The sequence below is a fragment of the Nocardioides sp. Root1257 genome (genome assembly GCF_001425175.1).
Lineage (GTDB): Bacteria > Actinomycetota > Actinomycetes > Propionibacteriales > Nocardioidaceae > Nocardioides.
In genome coordinates this window covers 789,702-803,117 of sequence record NZ_LMDV01000001.1, presented here as the reverse complement: position 1 = coordinate 803,117, position 13,416 = coordinate 789,702, and the positions used below count along the sequence as shown (strand labels likewise).

At 71.2% G+C, this 13,416-nt stretch carries 19 protein-coding genes; 13 read left to right on the top strand and 6 right to left on the bottom strand.

Annotation, left to right across the window (positions count from 1 at the left end):
- Positions 1–2 precede the first annotated feature (2 nt).
- Complete coding sequence (locus tag ASC77_RS03930; RefSeq protein WP_156390906.1) at positions 3–206, bottom strand: hypothetical protein; 204 nt, start codon at positions 204–206, stop codon at positions 3–5.
- A gap of 75 nt (positions 207–281) precedes the next feature.
- Positions 282–818 carry a GNAT family N-acetyltransferase gene (locus ASC77_RS03925; RefSeq protein ID WP_056148996.1) on the bottom strand — a complete coding sequence of 179 codons (537 nt, stop codon included), beginning with the start codon at positions 816–818 and terminating at the stop codon, positions 282–284.
- Positions 819–903: 85 nt separating this feature from the next.
- Here ASC77_RS03925 and paaA point away from each other — a divergent pair, with 85 nt between their 5' ends.
- Genes paaA through paaE form a run of 5 tightly spaced genes read left to right on the top strand, consistent with a single transcriptional unit; the run spans position 904 to position 4,364 of the window.
- On the top strand, positions 904–1,827 hold the full coding sequence (gene paaA, locus ASC77_RS03920) for a 1,2-phenylacetyl-CoA epoxidase subunit PaaA (RefSeq protein WP_056148994.1): 924 nt from the start codon (positions 904–906) through the stop codon (positions 1,825–1,827).
- Entirely contained in the window at positions 1,824–2,108 is a 285-nt protein-coding gene (gene paaB, locus ASC77_RS03915) for a 1,2-phenylacetyl-CoA epoxidase subunit PaaB (protein WP_056148992.1), read from the top strand. Before paaA ends, paaB begins: the two co-directional genes overlap by 4 nt.
- On the top strand, positions 2,105–2,827 hold the full coding sequence (paaC, locus tag ASC77_RS03910; protein ID WP_056148990.1) for a 1,2-phenylacetyl-CoA epoxidase subunit PaaC: 723 nt from the start codon (positions 2,105–2,107) through the stop codon (positions 2,825–2,827). The genes paaB and paaC overlap by 4 nt, the downstream gene beginning before the upstream one ends.
- Positions 2,824–3,303 (top strand): 1,2-phenylacetyl-CoA epoxidase subunit PaaD, encoded by a 480-nt coding sequence (gene paaD, locus ASC77_RS03905; RefSeq protein WP_200944880.1) that lies wholly within the window; start codon positions 2,824–2,826, stop codon positions 3,301–3,303. The genes paaC and paaD overlap by 4 nt, the downstream gene beginning before the upstream one ends.
- Positions 3,303–4,364 (top strand): 1,2-phenylacetyl-CoA epoxidase subunit PaaE, encoded by a 1,062-nt coding sequence (paaE, locus tag ASC77_RS03900; RefSeq protein ID WP_056148986.1) that lies wholly within the window; start codon positions 3,303–3,305, stop codon positions 4,362–4,364. Before paaD ends, paaE begins: the two co-directional genes overlap by 1 nt.
- On the opposite strand, the gene ASC77_RS03895 is transcribed toward paaE, so the two are convergent.
- Entirely contained in the window at positions 4,352–4,843 is a 492-nt protein-coding gene (locus ASC77_RS03895) for a hypothetical protein (RefSeq protein ID WP_056148984.1), read from the bottom strand. The genes paaE and ASC77_RS03895 overlap by 13 nt on opposite strands.
- 35 nt (positions 4,844–4,878) lie before the next feature.
- Positions 4,879–5,181 carry a hypothetical protein gene (locus ASC77_RS03890; RefSeq protein WP_056148982.1) on the bottom strand — a complete coding sequence of 101 codons (303 nt, stop codon included), beginning with the start codon at positions 5,179–5,181 and terminating at the stop codon, positions 4,879–4,881.
- A 149-nt stretch (positions 5,182–5,330) separates the two neighbouring features.
- Here ASC77_RS03890 and ASC77_RS03885 point away from each other — a divergent pair, with 149 nt between their 5' ends.
- Positions 5,331–5,891 carry a hypothetical protein gene (locus ASC77_RS03885; RefSeq protein WP_056148979.1) on the top strand — a complete coding sequence of 187 codons (561 nt, stop codon included), beginning with the start codon at positions 5,331–5,333 and terminating at the stop codon, positions 5,889–5,891.
- Here ASC77_RS03885 and ASC77_RS26455 read toward each other — a convergent pair.
- A complete protein-coding gene (locus ASC77_RS26455) occupies positions 5,878–6,039 on the bottom strand; it encodes a hypothetical protein (protein WP_156390904.1) in 162 nt (53 codons plus the stop codon). The genes ASC77_RS03885 and ASC77_RS26455 overlap by 14 nt on opposite strands.
- A 39-nt stretch (positions 6,040–6,078) precedes the next feature.
- On the opposite strand from ASC77_RS26455, the gene ASC77_RS03880 reads away from it, so the two are divergent.
- Positions 6,079–7,083, top strand: coding sequence for an aldo/keto reductase family protein (locus tag ASC77_RS03880; RefSeq protein WP_056148976.1), 1,005 nt, complete (start codon positions 6,079–6,081; stop codon positions 7,081–7,083).
- A 6-nt stretch (positions 7,084–7,089) separates the two neighbouring features.
- On the opposite strand, the gene ASC77_RS03875 is transcribed toward ASC77_RS03880, so the two are convergent.
- A complete protein-coding gene (locus ASC77_RS03875) occupies positions 7,090–7,674 on the bottom strand; it encodes a DUF3043 domain-containing protein (RefSeq protein WP_056148975.1) in 585 nt (194 codons plus the stop codon).
- Positions 7,675–7,807: 133 nt separating this feature from the next.
- On the opposite strand from ASC77_RS03875, the gene ASC77_RS03870 reads away from it, so the two are divergent.
- The 6 genes from ASC77_RS03870 (at position 7,808) to ASC77_RS03845 (ending at position 13,392) form a co-directional block, all read left to right on the top strand.
- The gene (locus ASC77_RS03870; protein ID WP_056148973.1) at positions 7,808–8,596 is read left to right on the top strand and encodes a PspA/IM30 family protein; all 789 of its coding nucleotides are present in this window, start codon (positions 7,808–7,810) and stop codon (positions 8,594–8,596) included.
- 29 nt (positions 8,597–8,625) lie between these two features.
- A complete protein-coding gene (gene htpX, locus ASC77_RS03865) occupies positions 8,626–9,552 on the top strand; it encodes a zinc metalloprotease HtpX (RefSeq protein WP_056148971.1) in 927 nt (308 codons plus the stop codon).
- 13 nt (positions 9,553–9,565) lie between these two features.
- A complete protein-coding gene (gene pspAB, locus ASC77_RS03860; RefSeq protein WP_056148969.1) occupies positions 9,566–10,153 on the top strand; it encodes a PspA-associated protein PspAB in 588 nt (195 codons plus the stop codon).
- Positions 10,154–10,280: 127 nt separating this feature from the next.
- On the top strand, positions 10,281–11,465 hold the full coding sequence (locus ASC77_RS03855; protein WP_056148968.1) for an efflux RND transporter periplasmic adaptor subunit: 1,185 nt from the start codon (positions 10,281–10,283) through the stop codon (positions 11,463–11,465).
- On the top strand, positions 11,462–12,169 hold the full coding sequence (locus tag ASC77_RS03850; RefSeq protein WP_056148966.1) for an ABC transporter ATP-binding protein: 708 nt from the start codon (positions 11,462–11,464) through the stop codon (positions 12,167–12,169). The genes ASC77_RS03855 and ASC77_RS03850 overlap by 4 nt, the downstream gene beginning before the upstream one ends.
- Positions 12,166–13,392: an ABC transporter permease gene (locus ASC77_RS03845; protein WP_056148964.1), complete on the top strand. Its 1,227-nt coding sequence runs from the start codon at positions 12,166–12,168 to the stop codon at positions 13,390–13,392. Before ASC77_RS03850 ends, ASC77_RS03845 begins: the two co-directional genes overlap by 4 nt.
- Positions 13,393–13,416 lie beyond the last annotated feature (24 nt).

Sequence of the window (13,416 nt, the reverse complement as noted above, 5' to 3'; positions counted from 1 at the left end):
CGTCAGTGTCGCCGCACCCGGACCGGGCGCGAGTGGTGGAAGTCGTGCACGAGGACGTACGAGAGCAGCAGGCCGGCGACGGCACCCCAGGCGGCACCAGCCACCGCGGCGACCGGCATCGGGCTGAAGTGCCCGATCCACGCGCCTGAGAGGACGCCGGCGACGAGGGTGGTGAGGACGACGAGCACCCTGTGGAACTGGGGCAACGGACCGAACATGGGCAGTCCCCGATCTGGTGTGGGACTCCCATCCTGACCCTCGCGGCCGAGAAATCAAGAGGTTCAACCTGTGAGTGCGGTGTGCAGACGGACCTGCTTGACCCGGGTGCTGCCGGAGCCGTCCAGGTCGAGCTCGCGGTGGGCGCCGTCGGCCGCCCATCCGGCGTCGGTGAGGAAGGTTCGGAGGGCGTCGTCGCCGGCCGTCGACCAGAGCACGGCACGCTGGAACCGGTCGGCGACCAGGGTGTCGGCCGCGGCCTGGAGGAGCCGTGAACCGTGGCCCTTGCCGCGCTCGGCGGGGTCGATGGTGACCTCGGAGAGCTCGGCGTCGACGATCGGGTCGCAGTCGGGGTCGCCGGCGGGCGAGGTGATGGCGAAGCCGACGACGCGGTTGCGCTCCAGGGCCACGAGCACCCGGTTGCGGGCGTCACCCGGTCGCGACAGCGACGCGTGCCACGCGCCGGCGGCGGCCTCGACGTCGGTGGGGAGCGCCTCGGCCGGCAGGACGCCGGCGTACGTCTCGCGCCAGCAGCGCAGCTGCAGCTCGGCGATCGCCGGGGCGTCGTCGGACCAGGCGATGCGGACCGACACGTCACTCATGCCCGTCATCCTGTCAGCACGGGGGCTGTTACACGTCGCCGCTCGACATGCACAGATCTGTAACAAATGCTGGTAGCGTCCGGACATGTCCTTCGACGACCTCCTCGCCGACGACGGCCGCGTCGAGCCCCGCGACGAGATGCCGGACGCCTACCGCCGCACGCTGATCCGCCAGATCGCCCAGCACGCGCACTCCGAGATCATCGGGATGCAGCCGGAGGGCAACTGGATCAGCCGGGCGCCCAGCCTGCGCCGCAAGGCGATCCTGATGGCGAAGGTGCAGGACGAGGCGGGCCACGGCCTCTACCTGTACGCCGCTGCCGAGACCCTGGGCGTCGAGCGGGCCGACCTGCTCGACCAGCTGCACACCGGCCGGCAGAAGTACTCCTCGATCTTCAACTACCCGACGCTCAGCTGGGCCGACGTCGGGGCGATCGGCTGGCTGGTCGACGGCGCGGCGATCGTCAACCAGGTGCCGCTGTGCCGGTGCTCCTACGGCCCGTACGCGCGAGCCATGGTGCGGGTCTGCAAGGAGGAGTCGTTCCACCAGCGGCAGGGCTTCGAGATCCTGCACACGCTGGCGCACGGCACGCCCGAGCAGCACGCGATGGCGCAGGACGCCGTCGACCGCTACTGGTGGCCGTCGCTGATGATGTTCGGCCCGCCCGACGACAGCTCACCCAACTCCGCGCAGTCGATGGCGTGGGGGATCAAGCGGTTCTCCAACGACGACCTGCGCCGGCGCTTCGTCGACATGACGGTGCCGCAGGCCGAGATCCTCGGGCTGACGCTGCCCGACCCCGACATCCGGTGGAGCGAGGAGCGTGGGCACTACGACTTCGGCCCGATCGACTTCACCGAGCTCGGCGAGGTGATCGCCGGCAACGGCCCGTGCAACCGCGACCGGATGGCACACCGCGTCGGCGCCCACGAGGCGGGAGCCTGGGTGCGCGACGCTGCCACGGCGTACGAGGCGAAGCGGGCGGCGCGGGCGGAGGGCGCGGCGTGAGTACCGCGTGGCCGCTGTGGGAGGTGTTCGTCCGCTCGCGGCGCGGGCTCTCGCACACGCACGTCGGGTCGCTGCACGCTCCCGACGCCGAGCTGGCGCTGCGCAACGCGCGCGACGTCTACACCCGCCGCCAGGAGGGCGTCTCGCTGTGGGTGGTGCCGTCGTCCGAGATCGTCGCCTCGGACCCGGGGGAGCGCGACGCGTTCTTCGACCCGGCCGACGACAAGGTCTACCGGCACCCGACGTTCTACGACGTCCCCGAAGGAGTGGAGCACCTGTGACCTCCTTCGACTACGTGCTGGCGCTGGCCGACGACGCGCTCGTCTCGGCGCAGCGGATGGGCTGGTGGATCAGCCGCGCGCCCGAGCTCGAGGAGGACCTCGCGCTCGCCAACATCGGCCTCGACCAGCTCGGGCAGGCGCGGTCGCTGCTCTCGTACGCCGGCGTCGTCGAGGGCGCGGGTCGCTCCGAGGACGACCTGGCCTACCTGCGCGACGACCGCGACTTCCGCAACGTCTGGCTCGTGGAGCGCCCGCAGACCGACTTCGGCGTGGCGATGGCCCGCCTGCTCATCCTCTCGGCCTACCAGGGCGAGCTGTACGCCGCGCTGGCCCGCGGCACCGACCCGACGCTGGCCGCGATCGCGGCGAAGGCCGTGAAGGAGGTCGCCTACCACCGCGACCACGCGCGCCTCTGGACGCTGCGGCTGGGGGACGGCACCGACGAGTCGCACGCCCGCATGCAGGCCGCGCTCGAGGGGGAGTGGCCGCACGTCGAGGAGCTCTTCGCACCGGTCGAGGGCGCGGTGGTCGACCCGTCGACGCTGCGGGCCGCGACGCTCGCCCGGATCGAGAGCGTCGTGCACGAGGCGACGCTCTCCGTGCCCGACGTCGCGCCCGCCATCGGCGGCGGTCGACGCGGTCTGCACACCGAGCACCTCGGCCACCTGCTCGCCGACATGCAGCACCTGCACCGCTCGCACCCGGGGGCGACGTGGTGACGGCGGAGCGCTCGGCCGCGTGGAAGATCGCCGCCGATCTGCCCGACCCCGAGCTGCCGGTGGTGACCATCGCCGACCTCGGGATCCTGCGCGACGTGACCGAGGACGACCAGGGACGCGTGCACGTGCAGATCACCCCGACCTACTCCGGATGCCCCGCGATGGAGACCATCAGCACCGACCTCGTCGACGCGTTGACCTCCGCCGGCTACCAGCACGTCACCGTCGAGTTCGTGCTCGCCCCGGCGTGGACGACGGACTGGATGAGCGACGATGCGAAGGCCAAGCTCGCGGCGTACGGCGTCGCCCCGCCGGGCCCCGTCGACGGGCCGGTCGGACTGCAGCTGTCGGTGCGCTGCCCGCAGTGCGGGTCCCCGGACACCCGCGAGTCGAGCCGTTTCGGGTCGACCGCGTGCAAGTCGCTGTGGGTGTGCCGCGCCTGCCGGGAGCCGTTCGACCACTTCAAGGCGCACTAGTGGCGGCCACCTTCCACGCGCTGCGGGTCGCGGCGATCGACGAGCTGACCGACGACGCCGTCGCGCTCACCTTCGAGGTGCCGCCCGACCTCGCGGACGAGTTCGTCTACACCCCCGGCCAGCACCTCAACATCCGCGGCGGCGACGACGTACGCCGCTCGTACTCGATCTGCACCGCGCCGTCCTCCGGCCGGCTCCGGATCGGCGTGAAGCGCCTGCCCGGCGGGGCCTTCAGCGAGGGCGTGCTGTCGACGCTGTCCGTCGGTGACACGCTCGACGTGATGACGCCGGCAGGCCGGTTCACCACGGCCCTCGACCCCGCCGCGTCGCGGCACTGCGTGGTCGTGGCCGCCGGGTCGGGGATCACGCCGGTGCTCTCGATCGTGACCGCGGTCCTGGAGACCGAGCCGTCATCGTCGGTCACGCTCGTCTACGCCAACCGGACGCACCGCACGGTGATGTTCCTCGACGAGGTGCACGACCTCAAGGACCGGTTCCCGGACCGGCTCCAGATCGTGCACGTGCTGTCCCGCGAGGCCTCCGACGTCGAACTGCTGTCCGGTCGTCTCGACGGTGAGCGGCTGCGCGCGATCGCCACGGCGCTGCTGCCCGACGCTGCCTCCGCCCAGTGGTTCCTGTGCGGGCCGCAGCAGATGCTTGTCGACCTCCGCGCGGCCGTCGCCGACCTCGGGGTGCCGGACGCGCAGGTCCACAGCGAGCTCTTCCACGCCGACCCGGTCCCGCGCGCGCCGCTCGCCGACCTCGCCGGCTCCGTCGACGGCGCCGCACACGTCACCGTCCGCCTCGGGGGTCGCTCGTCGTCGTTCGACCTGCGGCCCGACGGCGACCCAGTGCTGGACGCGGCGGTCGCCGTGCGCTCCGACCTGCCGTTCGCCTGCAAGGGCGGGGTCTGTGGCACCTGTCGGGCGCGGCTGGTCACCGGCACCGTCGCGATGGACGCCAACTACGCCCTCGAGCCCGACGAGATCGAGCGCGGCTACGTGCTGACCTGCCAGGCGCACCCGACGTCGGAAGAGGTCGTGCTCGACTACGACGGCTGAGGACGGGTGAAGAACATCTGCCAGTTCATCGTCCAGGTCGCGCCGCCGTCGTACGAGAACGACTGCTGCCACGTGGGGCGGTCGGGCTGGTCGCGCAGCCACTCGAATCGGACGTCGACCGGCCGGCCGGCGATCGTGTCAGACGCCTCGAAGACACCGCGCCCACCCTCGAAGCGTCCGGTCACCGGTGTGTCGAGGACTCCCGGAGCGCGCGTCGAGCTCCACCAGATCCGCCACGTCCCGTCGGCGGGGTCGAACAGCCTCAGGGTGAAGCCGATGAACGGCGGGCCCCCGTCGGCTGGTGCCGCGACGGTCATCTCGTCGGTGTGGCCCAAGCCTGAGAGGACGGGCCCGACCTCGCTCGCTGCGTCGAACTCGACCCACTCGTCGCAGGTGGGGTCGGTGACGTCGACGAGCTTGCGGTTGCGCACCGACCAGCGGCCGAAGACGAAGTCGAAGTCGTGCTGCGAGGGGCTCATGGGCGCGACCCTAGAGGCGGCCGCCGACAGTGAGGTCAGGCCTGCTCGCGCCGTTCGTGCAGGCGCTGCTGGGCGGCCTCGAGGTACGTGAGGCACGGCGCCTCCGCCCCCGGGTGCTTCTCGGTGAGGTGGAAGATCCACCGGTCCATCGCCGCCATGTAGCCGTTGTCGCTGCCCGGCCGGTGCGTCGACCACGCGCGGTCGCCCTTGCTGGTGCAGGTCGTGCAGGCGATCTTGTAGAGGAACTGCTTGTCGCCGTCGAGATCGATCTTCACCGTGGCCAGCGGACCAGCCTCCACGGCCGCCTTCCGCTCGCGGGCTGACCTGCTCGCCACCATGTCGTGCCCCTGTCGTCGTCGGCGGTTGAGCCTACGCCCGGAGGTGAGCGGCCGATGACACACCAGGCACCGTCTGGCGGCCCGAGGTCGTGCGTGGTGTGTCGTCCGACGGCAGGAGCTCGGAGCCGTTCGGTGTCAGACTGAGGCCCGTGACCGACATCGTGGAGGCACCGGCTCCGGTGGCGCGACGGCCCGGAACCACGCGCCGTCGCACGGTCGTGGGAGTGGGTGTCCTGCTCCTGATCTGTGGATCCCTCGCCGCCGTGTGGTGGTGGACGCACCCGAGCCTGTTCGATGCCCCGGGGAACAAGGTCGGCTTCGACCGCGCGACGGTGGGGACGCCCGTGAGCGTCGGCATCACGTACCCCGGCGTACCCGAAGGCGTGGAGGACGTGACCGTCACGGACGTCGAGGCCAACCTGGCCCAGGACACATCGGGGTCGACGATCGCGTTCTCCGTCTGCGCGGCCGGCAGTCGGGACGTGATCGGTCTGGTCGAAGGAACCCCCGAGGACCTGTGCCTCGACGCACGCCCGGCGGCCGATGTGAGGCTCACCTCCGGCGACTACCTCCTGATGACCGTCACGCCCGCCCAGCCTGGCGTCGTGGACGTGACGAGCTTCGACATCAGCTATCGGTACGGCTCGCACCGGCTCTGGCAGCACGGCACCGACACCACCGGCACCCGCGTCACCGTCACCACCCCCTAGCCGCCCGGACCGCCTCGTCGCCCTGCCTCGGCTTCCGGGGTTTCGAGACAGGCGCTAGCGCGCCTTCCTCAACCACCGGCGGCGTCGACCCGGGCGCGCCTTCCTCAACCACCGGCGGCGTCGACCCGAGCGCGCCTTCCTCAACCACCGATCGACCCTCAACCAGCGGCGTCCTAGGGTCGGACCCATGAAGACTCGGAACCTCGGCAGCAGCGGGCTCAAGATCTCGGAGATCGCGTACGGCAACTGGTTGACCCACGGGTCCCAGGTGGAGGAGGACGCGGCGACGGCGTGCGTACGGCGCGCGCTGGACGAGGGGATCACGACGTTCGACACCGCCGACGCCTATGCGAACACCAAGGCCGAGACCGTCCTGGGCGAGGCGCTCAAGGGTGAGCGGCGCGAGGGTCTGGAGATCTTCACCAAGGTCTACTGGCCGACCGGGCCGGGGGCGCACAACGACCACGGGCTGTCCCGCAAGCACATCCACGAGTCGATCAACGGGAGCCTGACGCGGCTGCAGACCGACTACGTCGACCTCTACCAGGCGCACCGCTACGACCACGAGACGCCGCTCGAGGAGACGATGGAGGCGTTCGCCGACGTCGTACGGCAGGGCAAGGCCCTCTACATCGGAGTGAGCGAGTGGCGTGCGGAGGAGATCCGGGCGGCGCACGCGCTGGCCCGTGAGCTGCACATCCCGCTCGTCTCCAACCAGCCGCAGTACTCCCTGCTCTGGCGCGTCATCGAGTCCGAGGTGGTGCCGACGAGCGAGGAGCTCGGGATCGGCCAGATCGTCTGGTCGCCGATCGCCCAGGGCGTGCTGACGGGCAAGTACCTCCCCGGCCAGGCCGCACCGGAGGGGAGCCGCGCCACCGACGACAAGGGCGGCGCGAACATGATCAAGCGCTGGCTCCAGGACGACGTCCTCGAGCGTGTCCAGCAGCTGAGGCCGATCGCGGACGAGGCCGGCCTGTCGCTGGCCCAGCTCGCCGTCGCCTGGGTGCTGCAGAACGACAACGTCTCCGCGGCGATCATCGGCGCCAGTCGCCCCGAGCAGGTCAGCGACAACGTCAAGGCGTCCGGGGTGACCCTGGACGACGCGACGCTGAAGGCGATCGACGAGATCGTCGACCCGATCGTCGAGCGGGACCCGGCGAAGACGCAGTCCCCGCCGAGCCGCAGCTTCTAGGACGAGCTAGCGGTCGTAGTCCTCGGGCAGGTGCTGCCCGATGCGCACCCGCGCCTTGGGCAGCCGCATGAACTTCATCTGCATCGAGCGGGTGATGGCGTAGTAGGTCAGGCCCTTGGCGGACTGCCCGGGGAAGCGCAGGTCGTAGGCCCGGCGTAGCCGGAAGCGCAGCAGGAAGAGGTCGAGCGCAACCATCACGACGGTGCCCAGCAGCAGCGTGTTACCGATCCGGGCGAGCGAGGTGTTGCCCGAGTAGCCGAGGATCATCGTCACGAGCAGGAGCGGGATCACCAGCTCGACGAGGGAGAAGCGCGCGTCCACGAAGTCGCGGACGAAGCGGCGCTCGGGGCCCTTGTCACGGGCCGGGTAGTAGCGCTCGTCGCCGTCGCGCATCGCCTGCCGGATCGACTTGCTGGACTCCGACCGGGTCGAGCGCTGCGCGGCCGCCAGCTCCTTGCGCGTGCGGGGGGCCTTGGCGCGCGCCTTCGCGGCTGCCTCGGCCTCCTTGCGGGTCGGCGTGGGGCGGCCCTTGCCGCCGACCTTGGTGGGCTGGGTCTCGGGGGCGGACTCGGTCTTGCTGCGACGGAACAACGCGGGGCCTTCACTGGGAGGGACGATTGACCGCCAGACTACCGGCGTCGTCGTGCTGTCCTGCTTTTGCGCCCCTCACCTGTGGCCTAGGGTTGTGGCCCAGACCAGATCGTTTCGAGAGGGACTCGTCCGCATGGGACTTTGGCAGCGCTTCACCCTGATCTTCCGCTCGAAGGCCAACAAGGCCCTCGACCGTGCGGAGGACCCGCGCGAGACCCTCGACTACAGCTACCAGCGGCAGGTCGACCTGCTCGCGAAGGTACGCCGTGGCGTGGCTGACGTGGCGACCAGCCGCAAGCGCGTCGAGCTCCAGATCAACCAGCTCGAGCAGCAGTCCGCCAAGCTGCAGGACCAGGCCCAGAAGGCCATCACGATGGACCGCGAGGACCTCGCCCGTGAGGCGCTGACCCGCAAGTCCGGCCTGACCGCGCAGATCGCCGACCTCAAGACGCAGCTCCAGCAGCTGCAGGGGGAGGAGGAGAAGCTGGTCCTCGCCCAGCAGCGCCTGCAGGCCAAGGTGGAGGCGTTCCGGACCCGCAAGGAGACGATCAAGGCGACGTACACCGCCGCCGAGGCGCAGACCCGCATCAACGAGGCGATGTCGGGGATCGGCGACGAGCTCGGCGACGTGGGCGCGGCCATCCAGCGCGCGGAGGACAAGACCGCGCAGATGCAGGCCCGCGCCGGCGCCATCGACGAGCTGATCGCCTCCGGCGCGCTCGACGACGTGACCGCGACCAGCGGTGGCGACGACATCGCCCGCGAGCTCGACGCGATGAGCTCGCAGGCCGACGTCGAGGCCGAGCTCGCCGCGCTCAAGGGCGGCAGCACGCCGGCGATCGAGCCGACCGAGGGCGCCGAGGCCCTGGAGCCCGCTCCCGACAAGCAGGCGGAGAAGCAGGCCGAGGGCGACACCGCCTGACGCCTTGAGTGACCCCGGAGAATAGGGGCATGGCACGCACACGATTCGTCGGCGACGCCGGGCTCACCGCCCGGATGACGCTGGTGATGTTCCTGCTCGGTGGGCTCTTCGTCGGCCTCGTCGTCATCCTGATGTCGGTCTTCTGGAGCTACGGCGGTGTCGGGATCGGGATCCTCATCGGTCTCGGTGGCCTCGGGCTGGTGTGGTTCCAGTGGTACAAGTCCGACACCGTCGCCATGAAGGCGATGGGCGCGCGCGAGGTCAGCCCCCAGCAGGCGCCGGAGCTCCACGACATGATCGAGCGGCTCTGCGCCCTCGCCGACATGCCCAAGCCCCGGGTCGGCATCGCCGACACCCACCTGCCCAACGCCTTCGCGACCGGCCGGTCTCCCGACCGCTCGGTCGTGGTCGTCACGACCGGCATCCTCCAGATGCTGAGCGCCGAGGAGCTCGAGGGCGTCCTGGCGCACGAGCTCTCCCACGTCGCGCACCGCGACGTCCTGGTGATGACCTTCGCCTCGTCGGCGGGCATCCTCGCCGGCATGCTCACCCGGGGGGCGCAGTACGGCGCGTTCTTCGGCGGCGGGCGCCGCGACAACAACAACGGTGGACTGCCGGTCTGGCTGGTCGTGCTGATCGTCAGCCTGGTGACGTACGCCGTCAGCTTCCTGCTCCTCAAGCTGCTCTCGCGCTACCGCGAGCTGTCGGCGGACCGGTCCGGCGCCTACCTGACGATGAAGCCGGAGGCGCTCGCCTCGGCACTCCAGAAGATCACCGGCGAGATCAACACCATCCCGGACCGCGACCTGCGGGCCTCGCAGCCGATGAACGCGTTCTTCATCGCGCCGGCCGTCAAGGGCGTCTCCCTGCGCACCCTGACCTCGACGCACCCGACGCTCGAGCAGCGGCTCGAGCAGCTCGCGAGCATCCGCGCCGAGCTGAACCGCTCCGCGTGACCGGGCCGTCGTAGTGGGCTTCTGGGACGTCATCGCCGGCCGCAGCAAGCCGAAGGCACCGCAGCTCGACTCGCTCTTCCTGGTCCCGAGCGCGGCGATCACGCTGGAGACGACGCTGGGTCTGCGCCCCACGGGCGCCGGGTCGGTCTGCTACCGCGCGGCGAGCGGCAACGCGTTCGCGCAGGTGCAGGCCGACGTGGTCGAGCTCCTGAACGCCGACCCGGACGAGCCCGACGTCGGGCTCAGCCAGGACGAGTTCGGCTTCACCTGGCTGGTGGTCCACGACGACCCCGACGACGCCGAGGGGATCGGCGACCTCTGCACCGACCTGCACGCCGTCAACACCTCGCTCGAGGACCACGGGTTCGGTCCCGGCCTGCTGTGCTCGCTGATCCCGTTCGTCGGTGCCGACGGTCGCCGGGTCGGCCTGGTCTACCTCTACAAGCAGGGCACGTTCTACGCCTTCGCCCCCGTGCCCGGCGCGGAGAAGCAGCGCGACAACCTGCTCGAGATCCAGCTGAGGGACACCCTCGCCGGGGAGCTCCCGATGGAGCAGGACCTCGGCCGCTGGCTGGCCGTCTGGGGCGCCCCCGGGCTCTAGGCAGCCTGTCGGCAGGTCGACCACAGCCCACGCACAGGTCGACCCGAGGAGCGCCACAGCCCGGCTCGGCATCGTCTCCGTCGCGGGACCGCCGGTCCTGCGACGATTCGACGTCGAGAGGAAGACCGTGCGACTGCCTACCCGTCGCCGCTCGCGGATCCTGCTGGTCGGTGCCCTCGCGGTGCTGGTCGCGGTCGCGAGCACCGGTGCCTGGCTGCTCACCCGTGACAGCTCGCAGGCCGCCACCAGCACGACCGCCACCGTGTCCACCCAGACCGTGCGGGAGACCGTCTCCGCCGACGGCACCCTGGCGGCCAGCAGGACCAGCGACGAGTCGTTCGCGGTCTCCGGGACGGTGACCCGGGTCGCCGTCGCCGAGGGCGACAAGGTGCACAAGGGCGACGTGCTCGCCACCGTCGGGAAGGCGGCGCTGGTCGCGACGCGCACGGCGGCGGCGTCCTCGCTCGACGCCGCACAGACCCAGCTCGACGAGGACGAGGACGCGGGCGCCAGCGACGTCCAGGTCGCGGCCGACGAGGCCGCGGTGGTCTCGGCTCGCGCCACCCTCGCCGACGCCCGCCAGGCCGTCACCGACGCCACTCTGCGGGCCACCATCGGCGGCACCGTGACGTCCGTCGACCTCAGCAAGGGCGACACGGTGGGCTCGGGCTCCGGCTCGACCGGCGGCGCCGACACGGCCGCCGACAGCAGCAGCACCGACACGTCCACCGGGACGATCTCGATCGTCGCCACCGGCTCGTACGTCGTGGACGCGACCGTCGCGGCCGCGGACGTCGACCAGCTCAAGAAGGGGCTCCAGGTCGAGATCGCGGTCACCGGGGTCACCGACACCGTCTACGGCACCGTCTCCGAGGTCGGCCTGGTCGCCGAGACCAACGACAGCGGGGCGGCCGTCTTCCCGGTCACGATCGCCGTCACCGGCAAGCAGAAGGACCTGTACGCCGGCGTCTCCGCCACCGCGACGATCATCGTCAAGCAGCGCGACGACGTCCTCACCGTCGCCAGCCGAGCCCTGACGACCAAGGACGGCGCGACGTACGCCACCAAGGTCGACGGCGGCAAGGAGACCGAGGTCGAGGTGAAGACCGGCGAGACCTACGGCATGACCACCGAGATCCTCTCCGGTCTCGCCGAGGGCGACACGATCGTCGTGCCCGGCTTCACCCGCCCCACCGGCGGCGGCGGCGACACCGGCGAGGGCGGCCAGCAGGGCTTCCCGGGCGGCGAGATGCCCGACTTCAGCCAGATGGGCGGCAACGGCCAGCCGCAGATGACGGGTCCCGGCCAGTGAGCGAGCCGATCATCCAGCTCGACGGCATCCGCAAGACCTACCGCTCCGGCACCCTCGAGTTCGAGGCGCTCTGCGGCATCGACACCGCCATCAGCGAGGGTGAGTACGTCGCCGTCGTCGGCCCCTCGGGCTCCGGCAAGTCGACGCTGATGAACATCCTCGGCTGCCTCGACAACCCCACCGCCGGCAGCTACCTGCTCGCCGGCGAGGACGTGTCGACGATGACCGAGGCGCAGCTCGCCGAGGTCCGCAACCGGCGCATCGGCTTCGTCTTCCAGCAGTTCAACCTGCTGGCCAGCCTGCCCGCCTGGCGCAACGTCGAGCTGCCGCTCGTGTACGCCGGGGTGCCCCGTCACGTGCGACGCGAGCGTGCCGTCGCGGCCCTGACCCGGGTCGGCCTCGCCGATCGGACCGAGAACCGTCCGGGCGAGCTGTCCGGCGGACAGCAGCAGCGCGTCGCGGTCGCTCGGGCCCTGGTCACCGAGCCGGCGATGATCCTGGCCGACGAGCCGACCGGCAACCTCGACTCCCGCTCGACCGCGGACGTGCTCGACCTGCTGGACGAGCTGCACGACGCCGGTCGCACGATCGTGCTGATCACGCACGAGAAGGACGTCGCCGAGCGCGCCGGTCGCAACCTCGTGATCAGCGACGGCCAGATCACCTCGGACAACCCGACCGCGCGGGCGGGGGTGTCGGCATGAACTGGGCCGAGACCCTGCGCGCCGGCGCCGAGGCCGTCCGCGCGCACCGGATGCGATCCCTGCTCACGATGCTCGGCATCGTCATCGGCATCGCCTCGGTCATCCTCACCGTCGGCTTCGGCCAGGGCGCCCAGGACAAGGTGCGCGACCAGATCGACGCCCTCGGCAGCAACCTGCTGATCGTGTCGCCGGGCAGCAGCACCGACTCGGGTGGCATGCGCGGCGGCTTCGGCTCCGCGACCACGCTCACCCTCGACGACGCCACCGCGATCGCCGACCGCACCGCCGCCCCCGACGTCAGCCGGGTCGCCCCGACGACCTCGACCTCCACGGCCGTGACGGCCGGGGAGACCAACTGGACGACGTCGGTGGTCGGCACGACGACCGACTGGCTCGACGTACGGGCCCGCACGCTCACCTCGGGCCGGTTCTTCACCGACGACGAGCTGGCCTCGGGCGCGAAGGTGGTCGTGCTCGGGCCTGACACCGCGAGCGAGCTCTTCTCGTTCGGCAGCCCGGTCGGGCAGACGGTCTCGATCGGCGGCCAGCAGCTCACGGTCATCGGGGTCCTCGACTCCAGCGGATCCTCCGACTCGGGCAGCACCGAGGACGACCAGGCGGTCGTGCCGATCAGCACGGCCAAGGCGCTCAGCGGCTCGACCTCGGGTGCCGTGTCGACGATCTACGTCGAGGCCGCCTCGTCCGGCACGCTGAGCGCGGCGTACCAGGAGGTCCAGAGCCTGCTGGCCACCCGGCACGGCGTCACGACCGCTGAGGCCGACTTCAGCATCTCCACCCAGGAGTCGCTGGTGGAGACGGCCAACTCGACCAACAAGACGCTCACGGTGCTGCTCACCGGCATCGCCGCGATCTCCCTGCTGGTCGGCGGGGTCGGCGTCATGAACATCATGCTGGTCTCGGTCACGGAGCGGATCCGCGAGATCGGGCTGCGCAAGGCTCTCGGGGCGACCCCGAGCGTGATCGGGCGGCAGTTCCTGGTCGAGGCCTCGATGCTCGGTCTCGCGGGCGGGGTGGTCGGGATCCTCGTCGGCGTCGTCGGCTCCTGGGTGCTGCCACCCCTCATCGACCAGCCGGTGACGCTCTCCCTGCTGGCCACCGTCGCGGCGCTGCTGACCGCGCTCGCCCTGGGCGTCGGGTTCGGGGTCTACCCCGCCAGCCGCGCCGCCCGCCTGACCCCGATCGACGCCCTGCGCAGCGAATGAGCCGCGCTCCCCGCCACGAAAGGC